20 protein-coding genes are annotated in these 20715 nt (G+C 35.9%); 8 read left to right on the forward strand and 12 right to left on the reverse strand.

From position 1 onward, the window contains the following. Nucleotides 1-19: 19 nt before the first annotated feature. From MHH37_RS17005 to MHH37_RS17015, 3 genes are all read right to left on the reverse strand, one after another. Nucleotides 20-565, reverse strand: a complete 546-nt coding sequence (locus tag MHH37_RS17005; protein ID WP_342573949.1) for a PadR family transcriptional regulator — start codon at nt 563-565, stop codon at nt 20-22. A 308-nt stretch (nt 566-873) separates the two neighbouring features. Beyond that, complete coding sequence (locus MHH37_RS17010; protein ID WP_014824371.1) at nt 874-1158, reverse strand: hypothetical protein; 285 nt, start codon at nt 1156-1158, stop codon at nt 874-876. 743 nt (nt 1159-1901) lie between these two features. Beyond that, nucleotides 1902-2363 (reverse strand): GNAT family N-acetyltransferase, encoded by a 462-nt coding sequence (locus MHH37_RS17015; protein WP_342573950.1) that lies wholly within the window; start codon nt 2361-2363, stop codon nt 1902-1904. A gap of 326 nt (nt 2364-2689) precedes the next feature. On the opposite strand from MHH37_RS17015, the gene MHH37_RS17020 reads away from it, so the two are divergent. Continuing rightward, entirely contained in the window at nt 2690-2878 is a 189-nt protein-coding gene (locus tag MHH37_RS17020) for a hypothetical protein (RefSeq protein ID WP_342573951.1), read from the forward strand. Between the two features lie 503 nt (nt 2879-3381). Here MHH37_RS17020 and MHH37_RS17025 read toward each other — a convergent pair. After that, on the reverse strand, nt 3382-3879 hold the full coding sequence (locus MHH37_RS17025; RefSeq protein ID WP_342573952.1) for an ATP-binding protein: 498 nt from the start codon (nt 3877-3879) through the stop codon (nt 3382-3384). Between the two features lie 332 nt (nt 3880-4211). Between MHH37_RS17025 and MHH37_RS17030 the strand changes: the two genes are divergently transcribed. Beyond that, a complete protein-coding gene (locus tag MHH37_RS17030; RefSeq protein WP_342573953.1) occupies nt 4212-4454 on the forward strand; it encodes an ABC transporter in 243 nt (80 codons plus the stop codon). A gap of 715 nt (nt 4455-5169) precedes the next feature. Here MHH37_RS17030 and MHH37_RS17035 read toward each other — a convergent pair. After that, a protein-coding gene (locus MHH37_RS17035; protein WP_342573955.1) for an IS3 family transposase occupies nt 5170-6500 on the reverse strand; the annotation gives its coding sequence in 2 pieces (ribosomal slippage) (nt 5170-6116 and nt 6116-6500; 1332 coding nt in all). Between the two features lie 291 nt (nt 6501-6791). Between MHH37_RS17035 and uvsE the strand changes: the two genes are divergently transcribed. Together uvsE and MHH37_RS17045 are read left to right on the forward strand one after the other, a co-directional pair. Then, entirely contained in the window at nt 6792-7757 is a 966-nt protein-coding gene (uvsE, locus tag MHH37_RS17040) for a UV DNA damage repair endonuclease UvsE (protein WP_342573956.1), read from the forward strand. Between the two features lie 175 nt (nt 7758-7932). Further along, on the forward strand, nt 7933-8802 hold the full coding sequence (locus MHH37_RS17045; RefSeq protein WP_342573958.1) for a polysaccharide deacetylase family protein: 870 nt from the start codon (nt 7933-7935) through the stop codon (nt 8800-8802). Between the two features lie 137 nt (nt 8803-8939). On the opposite strand, the gene MHH37_RS17050 is transcribed toward MHH37_RS17045, so the two are convergent. The 4 genes from MHH37_RS17050 to MHH37_RS17065 form a co-directional block, all read right to left on the reverse strand. Next, the gene (locus MHH37_RS17050) at nt 8940-9692 is read right to left on the reverse strand and encodes an SDR family oxidoreductase (RefSeq protein ID WP_065216801.1); all 753 of its coding nucleotides are present in this window, start codon (nt 9690-9692) and stop codon (nt 8940-8942) included. A 934-nt stretch (nt 9693-10626) separates the two neighbouring features. Beyond that, nucleotides 10627-11067 carry a YfmQ family protein gene (locus MHH37_RS17055; protein ID WP_342573960.1) on the reverse strand — a complete coding sequence of 147 codons (441 nt, stop codon included), beginning with the start codon at nt 11065-11067 and terminating at the stop codon, nt 10627-10629. A 45-nt stretch (nt 11068-11112) separates the two neighbouring features. Continuing rightward, the gene (gene deoC, locus MHH37_RS17060; protein WP_342573962.1) at nt 11113-11772 is read right to left on the reverse strand and encodes a deoxyribose-phosphate aldolase; all 660 of its coding nucleotides are present in this window, start codon (nt 11770-11772) and stop codon (nt 11113-11115) included. 298 nt (nt 11773-12070) lie between these two features. Continuing rightward, entirely contained in the window at nt 12071-13501 is a 1431-nt protein-coding gene (locus MHH37_RS17065) for a PLP-dependent aminotransferase family protein (RefSeq protein ID WP_342573964.1), read from the reverse strand. Nucleotides 13502-13965: 464 nt separating this feature from the next. Here MHH37_RS17065 and qoxA point away from each other — a divergent pair, with 464 nt between their 5' ends. The 4 genes from qoxA to qoxD are packed head-to-tail and all read left to right on the forward strand — an operon-like array spanning nt 13966 to nt 17760. Beyond that, nucleotides 13966-14874 carry a cytochrome aa3 quinol oxidase subunit II gene (gene qoxA, locus MHH37_RS17070; RefSeq protein WP_342573965.1) on the forward strand — a complete coding sequence of 303 codons (909 nt, stop codon included), beginning with the start codon at nt 13966-13968 and terminating at the stop codon, nt 14872-14874. A 58-nt stretch (nt 14875-14932) separates the two neighbouring features. Continuing rightward, entirely contained in the window at nt 14933-16915 is a 1983-nt protein-coding gene (gene qoxB, locus MHH37_RS17075) for a cytochrome aa3 quinol oxidase subunit I (RefSeq protein ID WP_342573966.1), read from the forward strand. Next, the gene (gene qoxC, locus MHH37_RS17080; RefSeq protein WP_008405414.1) at nt 16881-17477 is read left to right on the forward strand and encodes a cytochrome aa3 quinol oxidase subunit III; all 597 of its coding nucleotides are present in this window, start codon (nt 16881-16883) and stop codon (nt 17475-17477) included. Before qoxB ends, qoxC begins: the two co-directional genes overlap by 35 nt. A gap of 1 nt (nt 17478) precedes the next feature. Continuing rightward, nucleotides 17479-17760, forward strand: coding sequence for a cytochrome aa3 quinol oxidase subunit IV (qoxD, locus tag MHH37_RS17085; RefSeq protein ID WP_342573967.1), 282 nt, complete (start codon nt 17479-17481; stop codon nt 17758-17760). A gap of 364 nt (nt 17761-18124) precedes the next feature. On the opposite strand, the gene MHH37_RS17090 is transcribed toward qoxD, so the two are convergent. From MHH37_RS17090 to MHH37_RS17100, 3 genes are all read right to left on the reverse strand, one after another. Beyond that, nucleotides 18125-18604 (reverse strand): hypothetical protein, encoded by a 480-nt coding sequence (locus tag MHH37_RS17090; RefSeq protein WP_342573969.1) that lies wholly within the window; start codon nt 18602-18604, stop codon nt 18125-18127. A 250-nt stretch (nt 18605-18854) separates the two neighbouring features. Further along, a complete protein-coding gene (locus MHH37_RS17095) occupies nt 18855-19760 on the reverse strand; it encodes a DMT family transporter (RefSeq protein ID WP_342576283.1) in 906 nt (301 codons plus the stop codon). A 138-nt stretch (nt 19761-19898) separates the two neighbouring features. Beyond that, nucleotides 19899-20690 (reverse strand): putative hydro-lyase, encoded by a 792-nt coding sequence (locus tag MHH37_RS17100; protein ID WP_342573970.1) that lies wholly within the window; start codon nt 20688-20690, stop codon nt 19899-19901. Between the last annotated feature and the right edge of the window lie 25 nt (nt 20691-20715).

The raw sequence follows: 20715 nt of genomic DNA on the forward strand, positions 1-20715 counted from the left end.
TGTTAAAAATAAAACCGATTTAATCGGAGTTATTTTCTTTTTTTATTACACCAATAACACTTTCAATCAACTGACTCTGCAATTCAATTGTTTTTATCATGTGATTGATCACAATTGAGGATAGTTCAGATAACTCGCCGTTAGTCGCAATTTCTTTCTGTTTCTTTCCAGCAATAATTTCTTTTTTTTCTTTGTTTAAAGCGCTCATATTGTTCTGAAGTATAGAAATCGCAGACTGATGATCTAATTGATACGCAAAACCAATCCCTGAATATAAATCACCATTGTAAAGAACAGGTGAGGATAGGGCATCTTTTATAAGTGATTGTTGATAATCTTTACCCTTTTGGGTAATTTTGAATTCAGAACGTTGCCGATTGCCTGTCATTTCAATGCTTGAAATGATGATATATCCTTCCTTTTCCAATTTCTTGATTGCATTATAAATCGAACCAGGTAATACACCACTCCACCGTTTGGCATCAGTATTTTCAAGTATTTGTTTCATCTCATAACCTGACATGGGGCGTCGATTTAACAGCTCTAGCACCAATAACTTAATCATTTTATCGCTCCTGTATTCAACGTTGAATATATTATCATATAAAATTACTAAAAATGTCAACACTCCCAATTCTTTTACATTCTGAAAGAACCATTATAAGAATCATTCTTATTTATTCATTAGTAAATCAGTGCTGCTTTATTGGATATTTAGTAGTTCAAAAAATGTTGGACTGTTTCAAACTTCTGTTAATATTCACACAAATAATCCGTTTAAATAAAATTGTTATTCCACAATATGGCCCTATAACGGAACAACGCGATCTTCTTATTGAAGAATCGCGCCCGATTGTTTAATAAGACAATTATTTATTTTTTATCATTAGGATTAAAATAAAATCCCTCATCTATTTCTGAATGTGAACCATTGTAATCCATATTCATGTCTATTTCGTGCAAATCAATGTCACTTATATCATCGTCGTCATCTTCACCTATAATAGCAATTAGCCTTATATCTTTATCTGGCAAACCTAACAATATGGCCTTTGACTGCCAGGTATCAAAACCATTTTCTTCAGCAATATGCTCAGTTAATATTTCTAAAATATCTTCTTGATTGAATTTGAACACTTTTCTATTCATTTTAGACAAAATTTTCTCCTACCTTCTTACAGGACTGCACCTAATTGTGGAATTGACGTCTACTTAAACTGATTTACAATAATCTGAATTTTTAGTTTTATTATTAATTTAAAAGCAATTCTGTAAAGAATATTCCAAAACAAAAACCTAAAAATAATACAAAGGAATATATCAACTTTACTTTCATTGTTTGATCATTGAAAACCATCCCTGAATAACGATACGTCCAATATAATATGGGTAAAACCACTAGAATACAGAAGATACTTTTAAAGGAAAAGCTTAAATTAAAAGTGGGATTAATTACAGATATAAGAACTACCAATCATCCCACAATAAAACCAATTGTATAACCACCTAATAAAAAGTGTTTTAATTCATTTCTTTTCAAGATTTCCACCTACTTAAAATCTAATTAGTATTAGAACAAAGATTTCTCTCTAATTCAACTTACCTTATTATACGCTTTAAGTAACACATTCTCTTCAAAGTAGTTATTCCACAATATGGCTCTATAACGCAAAAACGCGATCTTCTTATTGAAGAATCGCGTCCAATTGTTGCATAAGGATGGTATCAGATATATAAACTTACAATGTTAAGTAAAGAGAGGTTCCCCAAATACGATTTGGAGTCAAAGGTATTAATGTAACCAAAAGACGGTTTGGGGCAATTTTATCTTTTTATAGTAAGAAACCTCAAAATAGCTTCGAATCGGTTGTAGATTAAAAAAACTGATCTCACTAATCCTCCTAGAATAAGAAACTCATCACAATTAATTCACCCTTAGGCCCTTGACGGCGCACACCATAATCCTTAAATCCACACTTCTTATAAAGGTTCTGTGCTACAGTGTTTGCAACATTAACAGCAAGTACGATTTCATTAATATGAGGGAAATTCTCTTGTACATATGCGGGTAGTAACTGCAATGCCTGCTTTGCATAGCCTTTCCCTTGTTCATTAACCTCTGTTGAAAAAGCACGTACTAAAATCGCATTACAATTATCCGAATACGGTGCTACTCCTTCCTGCTGATGTAAATCAAAATATGTTACAAGTTTTCCTTCAACTATTGCTAATATAGGTGTTCTGCTATAACTGGCTAATTTTACACATTCACGTGGGTGTCTTGTAAATTTTAGCTGGTTTTCAACTAATTGATATTCGTTAATTAAATGTTGATAGGATTGATTGAATGATTGTAATTCCATGATTAACCCCTCCGAACAAGAACTTATGTTCCTATCTTAACTTAACGTTTTGAATATTTCAATAATTTTTAGAATTAAGTGTCCCAAACAACGCTTTGATTACATTTTACTTCAACTTCGCTGCATGGATGATTTAAGGAATTTACAATTAACGAATAGGAAGGCTGAATATATCATTGGCATTGCTAAAGCAATGAAAACAGCAAGCCCCTACCCAGTAAACGAGTAGAATAACCAAAATTCTGAAATTGTTACATAAATTTAATATAAAGAGTTATTTTCTATCATTTATAATAAAAGTATAGTCATTATGAGAGGTGAATTAAATGATTATTAACGCTAATAAATCATCCCACTTAGATGAATACCTAAAGAATAATTCTGAAACTAGCAGTAATGAAGATAATGAAATGCTTGAAAACATCAAGGTTACAATAGAGGAGAATAAAGAAATAATAGAGAAAAACCGTAAAATTCTTGAATTAAAGAAACAAAAAGGAGCCACTGAAGCATGATCTCAGTGGTTTTTTTGTTGCTTTCTAATAAAGTTTAATCAAAAATGTCTCATAAATTAATGTTACCAAACGACGGTTTGAGGACTTTATTTCTTTCATCGATTGGTTTCAAAAATGAAAATGGATTATAATTCTAAGAAATCTTGAGTTATTTGGAGTTAAAAAATGAAAAATAAAAAAACAAAGAAGGAAAGACAGGACGGCTTTTTTAAAGATTTATTAGGGGAGCTTACCAGTTCAATATTATTTGAAGTGGCTTGGAACATTTTTATGTTTATTCCTAAAATGATTATTCGGTTAATAAAGAACATTTGGTGAGTTAGTTAATTAGTTAGGACTTTAACTGAATCACCATCAATTTAAATTCTTCATTATATTTAGTCATAAAAAATCACCCCAAAGGTAAGTTTTTTAATCTAACTTTTGGAGTGCAGTACCTAATTGCGCCCGATTGTTGAAATCTGGAGGGGTTTAGGTACTATTAACGCGTTTTGAAATTCCTGTTATTTTTCTCTACTGTACTCTAAAATATTTAAACCTTCGGATGCCTTTGGTGCTTCAAAAAATTTAGTAACATAAATAAACGTCTCTTCTGTATCAAAAGCTGCTCTTTCGGGTTGTTCATTACGTCGTTGTGCAATTTGCCTTAAGCATTGCTCGTTATTTAAATTCAGGAAAATTAGTTGGTGGTTTGCATTGATTTCTAATACTATATCCAAAAACCACTTTCGCTGTTTTTGAGTGTTACCTGGAAAATCCATTACTACATTAGTTCCAACACTTAATATATTTTGGACAAGTTTTTTTACCATTGGCTTGAACTGGGCTGAGAATCTTAGATAATCCTCAAATGCTGATATCTGATTGGGATAAAGAGATGAAAGCCATTCATCCTCAGATAACAGTACCGCTTGTTTTTCTATAGCCAATTGTTTAGATTTAGTTGATTTTCCTGCACCCATTTTTCCACAAAAAAAATATAGTGTTCCTAATTGTTTCATATTTTTATCCCCCGGACTTTTTTTGGTTGTTGCACCCCTAGAAAAACTATATTTACTACCTAGTTTAGATAGCTATAGTAACTGTCCTCTTTAAGTATAAATCTTCAGTTTCAATTATTCATATTTAAATCTAAATCTAATCCGTTCTTTCCATTTTTAAATTAATTTTTTTGTATTAAAAATCCTATAAGACATTTAATCTTTGTCCAACAATATGGCTATAAAATACAAAATATGACTGTAATAAGCCTTAAGTCTTAATTTAGATAACCTAAACATATTGCCTGTATTCACATACTTTAATAATGAATAACTTTAAAGGAGGTGTTTCTATGAATAATCAAAATAGTATTGTGGGAATTTTCCTTGGATTTCTCACAGGTGTCATATGGCTGCTACTAGCATTATTAGGGTTCATTACTGATTTTTTAGTATTAATCGGTCTAGGTGGCGCTCTTGGAAATATTTTAAACATTCTAATTGCGTTAATTGGCTTCCTAACTTTTATTTGGTTTGGACTATGCCTATTCAAGAAAGCGTGGCACTATTGCAAGGGGCATAAACCGGGATGCTAATGGATTATTATCACCTTGGCAACAACCATTTTGTTGAGGCATCTAATAATTAAAATACTTGCTGACAGTCTTTAGTAATAGGCCATTTTTTATCATTTTTTTTAAAAGACCAAATCCACACAAGATTTGGTCTTTTAAGCGGATTCCAATTTTCGGATTTTTTATTCTCCCCCACTAACGTTTAATCTGCAACATCTACTTTTAACGAATATGGCGTTAAAGATCAATACTCAATTAAAGAGCCTGTTAGTTAAATCGTAGTAATGATTAAATGTACTTCTTCCTTCAGCAGTGTTGCTTAACATCTTACATAACTAATCAGGGCAAGTATCCCCCCGTAGCTTTTTCCCTAAGCATAAATTGGTTATATGTCTAAATTTCAAAGGAGTGTATCTTGACTGATGCGAAATATGGAACAAATGCATTATAGCCAAAATACTAGAGGGATTCAAAATTGTTTATACCGCTTCACGTATATGTGGCTTAGGAACAATGACAACTTTTGGTTTTACTTAACAGCTGTCGGAGAATCAAGGGTTTATGGTTTTAGATTTTTCGGTGGAAGATGGAATCAATATTCGATTGCTTTAAGTGATATTGTTTCCTACCATTGTTCTCCCCCAACTCCAACTTTATATTAGAGAACTGCTCATAAAGGAAAAAACCGCCTTCATATATTAAAATGTACCCTTTGTAAAGGACATTGTGAAAAAGCCTAGGCAACTTGTTGAAGCTGCTGTCTGTATTTTGCAGGCGGCAGCTTTTTTAAATTCCATTGACCTCGATAATAATTGTAATACGTCATATAACTCTTAATCTCTCGTTTCACTTCTTCTAACGTCTCACACTCTTTTATCTTGGCTTCATCTTTAAAATGCCCAAAGAATGATTCCTGGGGCGCATTATCCCAACAGTTCCCACGACGTGACATGGACTGACCTAAGCCCAATCGCTTTACCAATGCTTGATAGATCGGGCTTGTATAATGAAAGCCCTGATCCGAGTGAATAAAGGCATCTTTCACTAAATGCTTGTGTTTTTTCAATTTCTTTAATGTATCGAGGGCGATATCCAACGATAAGGAATTTGATACTTCATACGCTAAAATTTCATTCGTTTCAGCGTCTTTAATCGTCGATAAATAAGCACGCTTTCCGTTTCGATACGTTAAATACGTGATATCTGTTAATAACACTTTTCCTGCTACACCTTGTTTGAAGTTCCGTTTTAAGTCGTTTGGGCATGTACGGTGTTCTTTCGTTGCTTTTACCATACGTCGATAAGGATTCGCTTTTCGAATGGGACAAACAATGTCATGCTTCTTCATAATGCGACGAATTCGTTTTAGGTTGTAGATGATACTATATTGATTTTGGAGTGTCATTTTGATTTGGCGTGCTCCCTTTTTGCGTCCTCGGAAATGATAGGCCTTTAAAATGATTTCTTTCACTACTTGATCTGCCGCATCTTGGGTTGCCCGGTTTCGGGCGGATTGTTCATCAAAATAATTGTAATAACCCGAACGGGAAACACCCATCAGTTCACATAAGTAGCTCACCATGCGCTTCAATTTATACTTTTCGATAGCTCCTTGAATTAATTCAAATTTTATTTTCGCTTCAATTGTGATTTCTTCTTCAACATCTGCCTTTCGAGTAGATCCAGCTTTTTTAATAGTTCGTTCTCTGCCTCAAGTAATCGCGTTTTCGCTTCTAATCGTGCATATTTTTCTTCAAGGCTTAATTCACGTTCAAGTTGGCGTCCCGAATTCGTTTTACGTGTATCCTGTAAACCATTTATTCCGGCTTTTCGATAAGCTGCTTGCCAGCGTTTTGCGGAAGAACGAACACGCTCCAAACCGATTAATTCAACGTCCAATCCTGCTTCTTCAAAAATGGCTCTTGGTAATTTCCCCTTTTCATTTTCTGCAATAAAATGACGCTTAAATTCATCTGTATAGGTAATGGCCTTGTCACTGACGGCCTGTACATTCGGATTACATTTTAATTGTGCTTGATGTTTCTCTGTGAAGTAGATTTTTGTCATTCGATTCCGCTCCAGTATCTTTTTTCTTATTATAATAAAAATACCCTACAAGATAGGCTTTTTTCAAAGTGTCTATCTTATAGGGTACATTTTATATCTGAAAGGCGGTTTTATCATTAGAAATTGAATTATTTCATTTTATTCTCAAATATAGTCCTTAAATTTATTAAAAAGCACTCTTCGTCTGATTATTAAGAAAAAAAAGGAAAAAATGCGATTGAGTTTGATTGGAATGCAGTATTGGATAATAAATTTGTCTACTACCATACATACTACAGATGAGGTGGGTTAATGACGATTGTACGATTAGGATATGTTGCGATGAGTATGGAGCTGAAAAATGCTTCTCCGTCTCAAACGATGACATTTACTCAATTTCAAAAAATTAAGGATCGTGAAGCGGCCATACGAAAATTAGAGCGGATTGCACTAAAAAATTTAGAAAATACATTTAGGCTATTAAAACATAATGTCTTTAAGGAAATTCATTTCTATCGGTTAACCTCTCGATTGATTCCTCTAGCTAACCATGAAGAACTGCCTGATTGGAATTATATAAAACCCTTATTAGAGAAGTTAACTGAAATTGGTAAGTACGCAACAAAACATAATATACGAATTGATTTTCATCCTGATCATTTTGTCGTTGTGAATTCACCTAAAATAGAAGTAGTCAAAAACTCTTTAAAAACGTTAAAGATGCATTATTTATTGTTAAAGGGAATGAAAATCAATCCGACACACCGGTGTGTTCTTCATGTTGGTGGCAACTATAAAGAAACCGAAAATTCTCTGGAGCAATTCGTTGATAATTGGATGGATATTCCAAGAGCAATTCAAAAGATGATTATCCTTGAAAATGACGATACTTCTTTTACAGTTGATGATACGCTATATTTGTGTGAAAAATTAGAAATACCTCTTGTATTTGATTATCATCACCATCTTGCTCATCATTATAATGAAAAATGGGATAATAAGTGGGACCGAATTGTAGCTACTTGGAAGGATTCCCCGTTGCCAATAAAAATGCATATTTCAAGTCCTAAAAGTGAGAGAGAATTCCGCCACCATTCTGATTATGTGGACGTAGACATGTTTTTCAGATTTTTAAAAGAAATCAAAGGAACAGTACCGGAAATACATTGTATGATTGAGGCAAAAAAGAAAGATGAAGCGTTATTTCATTTGATGGAGGAAATAAAACATCGTGAAGATGCAGAAATCATTGATGGTTCATCTTTTTATTTGAAGTGACAATAACTGGCACTGCTCACAGAAAGAAGCTGAAATGTTGAAGGAAATATACAACAAGCCCCCACCTCCATTAGTGTTGGGGCTATTTGACGATTGCAATCATTTAAATATAAACACATTTAAGTTAGGATAGCCCTCTCTAAAAGGGGCATCAATATAAAAAGGAGGTGAATGGATGAAAGATCGAATAGTCAAGTGGTTGTTGGTTACGGGGTTTGTATTTTGTTTGCCTATAACAGTTATCATGAGCGTTTATGCGAACGAGGGACACTTGGCAGATGGCGCAAGGCAATGGTTGAAAGCTGACTTACAGGTTAATGCGGAACAAGATTTATCTGACACTATAGGAGTAACTAAGATTTCCATGCGGAATCCTGAGCAGCCTGTTGACCTAAGAATTCTACAACAACGGTATCCAGAAATATTTTTCTTACAAGGTCCTACAGATCAAAAACGAATTGCTTTAACTTTTGATGATGGTCCTGATCCTCGATTTTCAAATGATGTATTAGATGTATTAAAACAGTACAATGTCCCAGCAACATTCTTCGTATTAGGTTCAAAAGCCGGTGCTAACCCTGAAATTGTCAAGCGAATGCAAAACGAGGGGCATGTAATCGGAAATCATACCTACGCCCACCCTAACCTTGTCGAAGAAGCTGACCTCGGAACGCTTGAGAGGGAAGTAACTAGAACGGAAGATGCTCTTAACGAAATTATTGGTTACCGGACAAAATTATTTAGACCACCTTATGGCTTCCTATACAATGAATTAGTCGAGAAGCTTGGGAAAATGAACTATAACGTAATTGCCTGGGATATTGATTCGTTGGATTGGCAAGAAGATCCGCCAGAAGTTATTGCTTCGCGAGTAGTAGACAACATTCATCCAGGCGCGATTATTCTCATGCATGATGGTGCAGAATCGACTGGGGATCGAACGAATACAATCTTATCACTTCAACAAATTATTCCAAAACTGCAAGAGCAAGGCTATGAATTTGTCACAGTTCCAGATTTGTTGAGTATTCCATTTGAGAAATAAAACTGCATTTACCTGTATTACTATATCGAGCAAAAAAAGACGCCTTCTTAATAAGAAAGCGCCTTTTGCATGTTTTATAGAGATATCAGGGGGCTCACCCCTATACCCGTTTCGTTGTATTTATTTAATGTACGATGTTAATGGAGCATAATAGAGCCGCCATCAACCATCAATGTTTGACCTGTTATATATTTAGAGTCTTCTGAAGCTAAAAAGACAGCAGCACGTCCGATATCTTGTTCCGGATCACCGAATTTCCCCATCGGAATACCTGCAAGTACCCCTTGATAATATTCCGGCTGTGCTTTGGCCCATGCTTGTACACCTTCCGAATTGGCGATTGGTGAAATCAGGTTCGCTGTAATACCATCTGCACCAAATTCATTTGCTACGACACGCGTAATCCCGCGAATCGCTTCTTTCGCTGCGGCATAGGCAGCTTGTGTTTTATGCCCTTTTAACCCGGCACCTGAAGCAAAGTTAATAATATTACCACGAGTTTTCTTTAAATGTGGAATAGCAGCCTGCATTAAATACCATGTAGGATAGAAGCCTGTATCCATTGACAATGCTAAATGTTCTGGAGTTGTTTCAAGGAATGGTACTTGTTTAGAAGCATGTGCATTATTCACTAACACATCTAAACGACCATATTTCTCGACAACTTGTTCCACGACATTTTTTAGTTGATCATGCTTTGTTAAATCAAATTCAATAAAGCTAGATTGTGGTGAGTGTTGCTGTAATTCCGCTAATACGTTTGCGCCGGCTTCCGGATTGAGATCAACTGCCACAACAATTGCTCCCTCTTTCACCATTGCACGACCTATACCAGCGCCAATACCGCCTGCACCACCTGTAATGATCACTACCTTGTCTTTTAATTTCAATACAATTTCTCCTTCTCAGAAAAATCACAAACCTAACGTGATTGTTCCCAGTATCGTTAATAAATTTTTGTTACTAACAAATTAAATATACAGCTTCATGATTTAAGAGGCAAATTATTGTATGCAAATTGAGAACAACTTTACCTTACTCCCCCTTCCCCTTTATTAATTATAATTATTTTAGACAGATTTTTTCTATAAACAGATTACAACCCCTTATATAAGAACGGTTTATACAAGTGCGTTATCTAAGACAATGAAGAGATTACAAACCTTGTAACGATGTTGTTTCAGGGAAGGAAGCTAATAACCCTCGATGATGTAAAATAGCGCCCGCCTGATTTATCAGGGGGCGCTATTACTCTTTTGTCTCAGCCACCGCCTTAGCTTAGTAACTGTCCAAAACAACGAAACATGAGATAAAGAAAAATCCCCATCTTTTGTTAATGATGAGGATTTTGCGTGTTCTTATATTTTCCAGCACTGTATTAATGTAATAATAAAAAACCAGAATACCGTTCCAAGGAAATATTTAGAAATAATATCTTCAAATGTTGGTAAAACCTTCGGGGAGTGAATTAAATCAAACATTTTTAGAACTCTAATTATTTCTCGACAGTCTTCTTGTGAGTTTTCCATTCAATTCCACTAGAAACACATCCAAAACTTACTATTAATAAAAGAACAAATAGCGTATTATGCAACCAATTTGGCATAAGAAAACCTCCCTTAATTCTATTCTTTGTATTTTCCCCCTAATGATCTTGCCTCATTGGTACAATAAAAAAGTAGGTTGCCGGCAACCCTCTTTGGTACCAATACACCCGTTCCAAACAATGGTCATAGTCGCAGACATTTAATACATTAAGAGTACCGACACTACAATTTTATTGAAAAAACCATCAGTAGTAGGCAATGTCATTTGAAATTATCCTTAGCTTTTACTACTTGAAACAGTAAACTCTTGCAGATTCTCAGAGCTAAGACTGTAAGAAGCTATTTTCTTCTTCCACTGCTTGACTACATCAATGTGCTCATCGTATGTGTAAACAAAGAAATTTATTTCTTTGTTTTTACTCTTTGCGTTGATGACAAAGGGAACAACATTACTATCAGGATTTAGAAATAAATCTTCACTTCCCGGAAAGATATGATGTCTCTCTAAAAAATTTGCTTCATTAAAATAATTAGTAAATCTTATTTTTTCTTCTTCTCCAACGCTCTTTCCGTTAAAGGTTACAGTAATATCCTTTGAATCTAGTTTTGGATGCAGTGCATATTTACTCACAACCCATGCTACAACCGCACTTGGTGGACTTGTTAACATTTTAATAAGTATTCCTACAAATAGAATCAAAACAGCCGTCCATGTCATATCTGTTCACTCCTTGGAATATTTCTGGATATATAATTTTGTATTTTAAAAAGTACACATCTGTCTTCCAAATATCTTCACAGCAGAACTCGTCCCTATTCTAGAAGCACCTGCTTCAACCATTAATTTTATATCCTCTTTATTACCTACTCCTCCTGATGCTTTAATGCCAACATTTGGTCCAACTGCTTTTCTCATTATCGCAACATCTTTAACAGTAGCACCATGCAAGGAAAATCCCGTTGAAGTTTTGACATAGTCTGCACCAGCTCTTACAGCCAATCTACATGCTCTTTCTTTTTCTTCATTTGTTAATAAACAAGCCTCAATAATAACTTTTACTAAGGCTTTTCCACTTGCTGCATTAACAACTGCGCGAATATCATTTTCAACTAGTGAATCGTTTTTATTTTTTAGTGCACCGATATTAATAACTGTATCTATTTCAGTTGCCCCACTTTCAATTGCATTTACAGTCTCAAATGCCTTTGTTTCCGGGGTGTTTCCGCCTAAGGGAAATCCTATAACCGTACAAACATTCACATCTGAATCACGCAAAAGTTCTGAAGATAATCTTACCCATACAGGATTTACACATACAGATGCAAAGCCATATTGTTTGGCTTCTTTACATAAATTCACTATTTCTACTTCTGTAGTAGTAGGTGAAAGTAACGTATGATCGATTAATTTTGCAAAGTTCATCTATTTATCTGCCAACTTTCTTTAATTACACGTATTTTTTTAAACTTAATGCCTTCTTTTCCTTATACAGGAGTATATCCCTCTTCCTATAACCCTTTTTCTAAATTTGTTTCTCTTAAAAGTTGTGAAAAAGTAATACATTTTTAAAACCATAAAATTAGCCTACCACCATCTTAAAGAGTTCCCATCCTTTAATGACCATCCAATCCGATGTTTTTTCCGCCATCCATTTACCATTTAATAACAAAAGAATCATGAACAATTCATGATTCTTTTGAAGTATTATGATTATAGTTGTTTAAAGAAATTGACATGCTTCAGCAAACCGTTTAATTCCCTCGGCAATTGATTTTTCATCTTCCCTAGCGAATGTAAATCGTACATATCCTTTTTTAGAACCCATTGTTGAGCCGGGAACATAGATTACACCTCTTTTAATGGATTCCTCTAGTAATTGCATTTCATTGTAATCTTTTTTGAGTTTAACCCATATGTGAATACCGCCCTCTGGAATAGAGAATTCTACCTGATCCTTTAAATAAAAATTAAGACTTGTAACTATTTGATTTCTCCGTTTTTCTAATTCTTTCCTCAATTTTTCAATATGAGACTGAAAATTCGAGGATTCCATAAAATCGTTTGCAATCCATTGTGTAAAGCTAGAATGGCCAAAGTCTATTTGTTGTTTTGCATCAGATAATCTCTCAATTACTGATTTTGGCCCTATAATCCAGCCAATCCTTAACCCCGAAGCAACAATTTTTGACAAAGAGCTAATATATAAGACATTCCCGTGAACATCCATTGACTTTAGTGTAGGAATCTTATTTCCAGTAAATGATGTTAAACTATAAGGATCATCTTCTACTACAGGGATTCCATGTTCAGAGGATATTTCCAAAATCGCTTTTCGTTGTGTTTCATTTAGCTGAGATCCTGTAGGATTATGATAATCAGGATTTAAAAAAATCATTCTAATTCGATGCTTTTTATACAACGACAGTAAATATTCGGGATTTATACCGTCCTGATCTACAGGCAAATAATATACTTTTAAACCTGCAGATTTAAAAATTGGGAGATTATACGTATAAGAAGGATCTTCTATTGCAACTGCGTCTCCGGGCTTTAACAAACACTGTACGACTAAATGTAACGCTTGTTGTGCCCCGGATGTAATCAGAATCGAAGAAGGATTTGTTTCAATTCCCCGATACTTATTTACATGTTCTGTAAGAGTATTCCTTAAAATAGCGCTCCCTTGAGGATGATCATATCCCAAGCTACCAATGAAGGATCTTGTTGAAGTAATTTCTCTTAAAAAATCCATTGGAAAAAGGTCCTGTGACAGTTCTCCGCTAGCTAAATTAATTAATTTATGATCTACCGTTTCATTTCTTATTCGTTGCGTAACAGGTAGATTGGGCAAAAAAGACCCTGCCTCGATATATCTATTCCAGCTAGGAATACGTTTCTTGGCTAGACCCCAAATATCTTTACTAATCGTAGTTCCGCTTCCTCTATTTCTTTCAATGAGTCCATTTGCTTCCAATTCATCATAAGCGGCAACTACCGTACTCCTGTTAACATTCAGTTCCTTTGCTAAATATCTTTCAGATGGCAACGGTTTATCGGGTGGAAATGTACCATCTGCTATTCCACTTTCAATATATTCTGCAAGTTGTTTATATATTGCTTTTTTCGCTGTTCTGTCCGGTCTCCAATCCATCTGTAACACTCCTTATTTCCGTATTCCCCTAATTAGTGATTCATATAAAATTACTATATTCTATTTCATTTGGACTCAAAAATAACCATCCATTCCATTGTGTTTTTAGCCAACCACATTCTTTTTAAAGCTGCTTTCAACAGCTCAATTCTCGAACAAAACCATTAGTGGCGCTGATTATTATGCAATGGAATTTAAAAAATGAGTAAAAAATTTATTTCCTCGTTTTAGAACATTTTGTGATAGATTTTGTATTTTCTTGCCTTTCAAATTTAGCGCAACTAATATGATTACGAGTTGTGTATCTTGTAACGCATAAACCAATTATTAGCCTATGAAATACCAAGATTACGTGAAAGGATATTGCCTATGGAAAAGGTTGGGGAATTTCATTCTCACTTATTCAATTTTTATTTGTAACGTTTCAATTAATTTTACTTAACAGTAAGGGAAGGATTTTCTGTATGAAAATTAAATGGCCATTTTTAGTATCAATGATCTTGCTTACTGTTTTTCTTGTTGGTTGTGAACCATTAACGGTTCTGGATCCGAAAGGACCAATGGCTGCAAGACAAGCAAGTGATATCATGTTATCTATTGGAATCATGGCAGTTGTTGTCATAGTTGTTCTTGTTATTTTAGTGTATATCTTGGTCAAGTATCGCGCATCAAAACAACCATATGATTATGAACCACCTCATGTCGAGGCAAATATTTGGGTAGAAGTGATTTGCATAGGGATTCCAATACTAATTGTAGCCTATCTATCATTTGTTTCTGTTCAAAGTAACTATATTGTAGAATCTGCACCAACAGGTTATGAAGATAAGGAACCATTAGTTGTTTATGCTTCTACTTCAGACTGGAAATGGCACTTTAGCTATCCGGAGCAAGGAATTGAAACAGTAAACTACTTATATATTCCAACGGATCGACCTCTTGAGTTTAGACTTTACTCTTATGGTCCGATTACAAGTTTCTGGATTCCACAGCTTGGCGGACAAAAATATGCGATGGCTGACATGGTCACAACTTTACACTTAGCAGCTGACGTTCCGGGAGAATATGTTGGACGAAATGCTAACTTTAGTGGTAAAGGTTTCGCAGAAAATATATTCAATGTCACAGCAATGTCTCAGCAGGAATTCGATGAATGGGTTAAAGAAGTTTATGAAACTGCTAAACCTTTAACAGAAAGCACTTTCAATAAATTATTAGAGCCTGGTCATTTAGGACAAATGACCTTTACAGGTACACATCTAGAATTCAGTCCTGCACCTGAACATAATCACGATTCAGTTACAGATGAAGCTGAACATGATGAACAGTCACGCAATGAATCAAATGAAGAATCTGACCACAGTGGTCATTAGCTAAAATAGAAAAACTAGATTCAAAGATTACTCTTTTAATCTAGAGAGGAGAATAAAGATGGAATTCTTTGAACGTTTCGCCATACCTCATCCTAGTCCAATGATTTATGCATCAATGGTTGCCATTGCTTTAGTATCGATTGGGATTGTTATTGGAATCACTTATTTTAGAAAATGGGGTTATTTATGGCGTGAATGGTTGACAACGGTTGACCATAAAAAAATTGGGCTTTTGTACCTTTTTTCTGCCCTGATTATGCTTTTCCGTGGTGGTGCTGATGCGGTTTTAATGCGTGCCCAGCTCTCTTCACCAGAGATGAAAATTTTAGATGCACAACATTACAATGAAATCTTTTCAACACACGGGATTGTAATGATCATGTTCATGGCAATGCCATTTATCTTTGCCTTTATGAACTTAGTCGTACCATTACAAATTGGTGCACGCGACGTCGCATTCCCCCGTTTAAACGCACTCAGCTTCTGGTTATTCTTTGCAGGCGCAATGTTATTTAACATTTCGTTCGTTATCGGTGGTTCTCCGGATTCAGGTTGGACATCATACTTCCCTCTTGCCGGAAATGAGTTCAGTACATCAGTGGGAACTAACTATTACATGTTAGCTCTTCAAATTTCCGGGATTGGTTCCCTAATGACAGGAATCAATATGATGACGACAATTTTAAAAATGAGAGCACCCGGTATGACATTAATGAAAATGCCAATGTTTACTTGGTCTGTTTTTATTGCCAATGTAATCATCGTGTTCGCATTCCCAGTATTAACAATTGCTTTGTTAATGGGGACAACTGATCGTTTATTCGACACAAACTTCTTTACCTCTACAAATGGTGGTATGGATATGCTTTGGGCAAACTTCTTCTGGGTTTGGGGACACCCAGAGGTTTACATTTTAATCTTGCCTGCTTTCGGTCTTTACAGTGAAATTATTTCAACGTTCTCGGGCAGAAACCTGTATGGTTATAAATCGATGGTTGGTTCAATGGTGTTGATCTCCTTACTATCATTCTTAGTATGGACTCACCACTTCTTTACAATGGGTCAAGGTGCTTTCACTAACAGTATCTTCTCTATTACAACAATGGCGATTGCTGTTCCAACTGGTGTTAAAATCTTTAACTGGTTATTTACGATGTGGAAAGGGAAAATTCGTTTTACTGTACCAATGCTGTACTCTATAGGATTTATCCCATTATTTACAGTTGGTGGAGTTACAGGTGTTATGCTTGCCATGTCAGCCGCGGACTATCAATATCATAATACAATGTTCTTGGTAGCTCACTTCCACAACACTATTATTCCTGGTGTCGTATTTGCTATGCTGGCCGGATTAACTTATTATTGGCCGAAATTCTTCGGTTACATGTTAAATGAAAAAATTGGTAAGTTGACTTTCTGGTTACTTACAGTAGGTTTTGTACTTTCTTTCTTCCCAATGTATATCACTGGGTTAGACGGTCAAGCACGTCGTATGTACACTTATTCAGAAGCAACTGGCTTTGGACCATTAAACATGGTTTCTTTCGTTGGTGCTGCATTGATGGCAATTGGGTTCGTAACACTCGTTTATACAATTTACTATAGTTACAAAAACTCACCGCGAAACATCGGTAGTGACCCATGGGATGCTCGCTCATTAGAATGGGCTACTCATACGCCGATTCCAGAATATAATTTTGCAAGATTACCTTATGTTGCATCAAGTGAAGCATTCTGGGATGCAAAGAAAAAAGAGCATCAATTATTTAAAGGTGTACTAAAAGATATTCATATGCCAAATAACAGCGGCGTTCCATTCATTATGGGAATCATTTTCTTCGTTGCTGGATTCTCATTCATCTTTTCATTATGGGCCCCTGCTGTGATTGCATTAATCGGAATTTTCGTTTGTATGGCTCTTCGTTCATTCGAAAAAGATCATGGACGCCATATTCATGTAAAAGAAATTAAAGAAATAGAAGCACAATATGAGGAGGTGCAAGGTAATGAAGCTCAATCACGCACAACCGCTCGAGTATAGTACTGATCAAAATCAGTTAAATATTCTAGGCTTCTGGATTTTCCTTGGTGCTGAAATTATGCTGTTTGCTACCCTATTCACGGCTTACTTCGTACTAGAAGGTAGAACTGGTAGCGGTCCAACACCTGCTGAAATTTTTGAAATTACACCCGTATTAATTGAGACATTTGTTTTGCTAACAAGTAGTTTCACAATAGGTCTCGGTGTTCATGCGATGAGACTTGGTCGTAAGAATGCGATGCTAACTTTCTTTGGAATTACCCTACTACTTGGGTTAGTGTTCCTAGGCGTGGAGATTTATGAATTTATTCATTATTACCATGTTGAAGCAACATATCAAACAAGTGCCTTTACAGCTGCACTGTTAACAACATTAGGTACACATGGTGCTCACGTAACGTTAGGTTTATTCTGGGGATTATTCATTATCCTACAGGTAAAAAAACGTGGGTTAACACCTGAAACAGCAAATAAATCATTTATTTTCTCCCTTTACTGGCATTTCTTAGATGTTGTTTGGATCTTTATCTTCAGCTTCATCTATCTGAAAGGAATGATGTAATATGAAAGAATTATTTCCTGTAAAACAGGTGATGGGCTTCGTCTTTTCATTGATACTAACAGTAGTCGCAATGATAGTTTACTTTACAGATATGACATTCGCAGGTGGCATGACAATACTTTTAATAACTGCCTTCATTCAGGCATTTTTACAGCTCGTTGTCTTCATGCATGCTGGTGAATCAAAAGATGGCTCAGCCATTTATACAAATATCCTGTACGGTGTCATTCTCGCAGCTATAACTATATTCGGTTCATTATTGATTCTGATTTGGGATATGTAATAAATAAAAAGAAGCTTGAGACTTGTTCTCAAGCTTTTTGAATAGATAAAAATTGTTTGTGAAAATGAAATCTCGTTAATGAAAACTAAGGTATAAAAAATTCTCGACCTTTGCCTCTTACTAATCGAGGATTCAAAAACGGTTATCAATAAAGGATACAAAGCATAATAAAGGTCCCTTATGAAAACTCAGTTTTAGCAACATTCACTATTGAAATGAATGATGAATAAATTATAGAGTTTTTAGCCTTAGAATCCGGGTCAATGTAGTGTCCCCCTTCATTTTAGAAAGTGTTAGGGGATTTTTTGTTTTTAACCAGTGTTCGACTGGTCAGCGAAATCTATAACGCCGAGATTATACTTTACTAATCCCAATAATTAAACACTAAATCTCCTACCGTCTGTGATCTGAAATGATTCATAAAACGGAGCTCCACATCATTAAGTTCATTTTCGTTCTTCAGAATAATACTACTGCCATTCGTTTGATATACTAAGGGCTCTGCTAATTGTGATGCAGTTAATACTGTATAGCTATTTTCAAACAAGGCGCCCAATAATTCATGATCAATAAATTTTAAGCCCCCAATATCACGATTACTAGTGAAGGCTATATCATCATACATATTATTAAGAAAAATATATAACTCTTCCCTATCGATTTTCACATGGGCATGAGCATAGCCAAGTTCAATATCGGGCTCATAAAAGGCCAACATGCTCCCATGTAATTGCTGAACACACGTGTAGCAATATCTTTTAAATTCAGTAGTATGGGCTACCCAATCACGCTCAAGTGATAGATCCCCTGCACTAAATCCTGTTATGCCTCTTTTTAAAATCATACATAAAGCACCCCTCTCTTGAATTCTATTTTAAGATGTATAGTATGTATAATGGTGGTTTTTCACCGTTCTTCTTTAGCTTGCCATAGCTTCTGTAATTAAAGCAAAAAAGTATATCCTGATAAAATCAAGATATACTCGGGTTTAATTATCTATATCCTTATGTTGAGAAAACTCGATTAGCTGTAAACGCTAAACCATACCCTCTCTTTGAAGCATGAGGATCGAGGCGGTATCAGTGCACAATTCTTTAATCCTTACTGATTCTTTTGTTTTTCGTTTTATACTGGAAATTCACAAAATAAATGCTTATGGCTACTAGCAGCATCCCGATAACCAGTGAATATGTCACCGTTTCTCCTAAGAATAGCACTCCGAGAAGAACAGCGACAATCGGAATGAGAAACGTATAGGAACCAACTTTGCTTGCCTCACCAGCGTTAACTAGATTGTAGTAAAGGATGTAGGCTAACGGTATGCCAATGGTCGCACCAAAGCCGAGCCCTGACAGATAATTCCGATTCCATTCGATGGCAGACCAGCTTTCAAACACCGATCCGGTACCTAAAAGAAAAACCCCGCCAATGATACATTGAAGTGCTACCATCCAATACGCATCTACTTCTTTGCTTATTTTCTTTACATATATTACTCCGAACGCCCAGCTTACAGCAGTTAGTAACCCAAGCGTAACGCCGATTGCTGAGACATGGACTGTCAGACCATCCACACTAACGACCGCTACCCCTACAAATCCTAGAAACAAACCGAGGATTTTGACTGGTGTTAAATATTCACCAAGTAATAGCCAAGCGAAAAGGCCAAGCAAAATCGGTTGAAAATAGACAAGTACGGAAAATAATCCACTTGGTAAGTAGAGCAATCCTGCAGTCTGAAGTCCGAAAAACAGGATCGTGTTAAAGAAAGCCCCAATACAATACTTTTGCCAGTTTTCCCGCCAATTGACTCTTTTCCTAGTCTTCCAAATGATAACTGTCAGCAGGATGCCTCCTAAAAGCGCACGAAGTCCGGCATAAAGCAATGGCGGTGAGTAGGGTACCGCTAATTTATTGATTGGCCAGCTCGCGCCCCAAATTAAGATGAGGGCAATAAGTGCAGCAGTCGATTTTTTAAACACTATCAAATCCCCTTTCATCGGCAAAAAGCATGTCCCTATAGTCACTGCAAAGTTCAAAGAGACGATGCACGGTTGCATCGCCTCACATTAGTAAGAGTATTTCCACACCCTACCTTTACGATCTATCTTACTATGAAAGTATGATTTCACATACATCTATAACACACTGAATGCTTCATCCTTTATATCACTGATGAACATATGTCCTGGTGAATGAGTAATCATAATCGAAGGCTTACTTTCCATCGCAACAGCTTGAGGCGTCACACCACAAGCCCAAAATACCGGAACCTCCCCTGGCTTGAATGGGACAGCATCTCCAAAATCAGGTTTTGATATATCCTTGATACCAATTTGGCCAGGATCCCCAATATGTATTGGCGCACCGTGAACTGCCGGGAAACGTGATGTAATCTGGACAGCACGGATGGCATCCTCTGGCGTCATTGGTCGCATACTAACGACTGTCGGCCCCTCGAACATACCTGCTTTGTTACACATAATGTTCGTTTTGTACATCGGAACATTACAGTTTTCCTCGATATGTCTAATCGGAATACCGCTCTCAAGGAGTGGGGTTTCAAATGTAAAGCTACAACCGATCAAGAAGCCGACCATATCATCTTCCCAGTACTCCGTAATATCTGCGACTTCTTCTGTAAACACACCATCCCGGTAAATACGATATTTCGGGATGTCTTTACGGATATCTGCATTTTCGGCAATCATAGCAGGAATATATGAACCAGGCTCCGTCACGTCCAATAAAGGGCATGACTTCGGATTACGCTGACAGAAAAGCAAAAAGTCAAAGGCATGTTCCTTTTTTAAAATAACCAAGTTCGCTTGTGTATTACCTTTTGACATTCCTGCAGTCGGTCCAGTAATCTCTTGCTTCCTTATCAACTCTCTTATTTCTTCCGGCTCTAACATTTCATAGTTCACCATAAAGCCCCTCCCGAATTTGTCTTCT

It is taken from the genome of Solibacillus sp. FSL K6-1781 (assembly GCF_038630735.1).
Classification (GTDB): domain Bacteria; phylum Bacillota; class Bacilli; order Bacillales_A; family Planococcaceae; genus Solibacillus; species Solibacillus silvestris.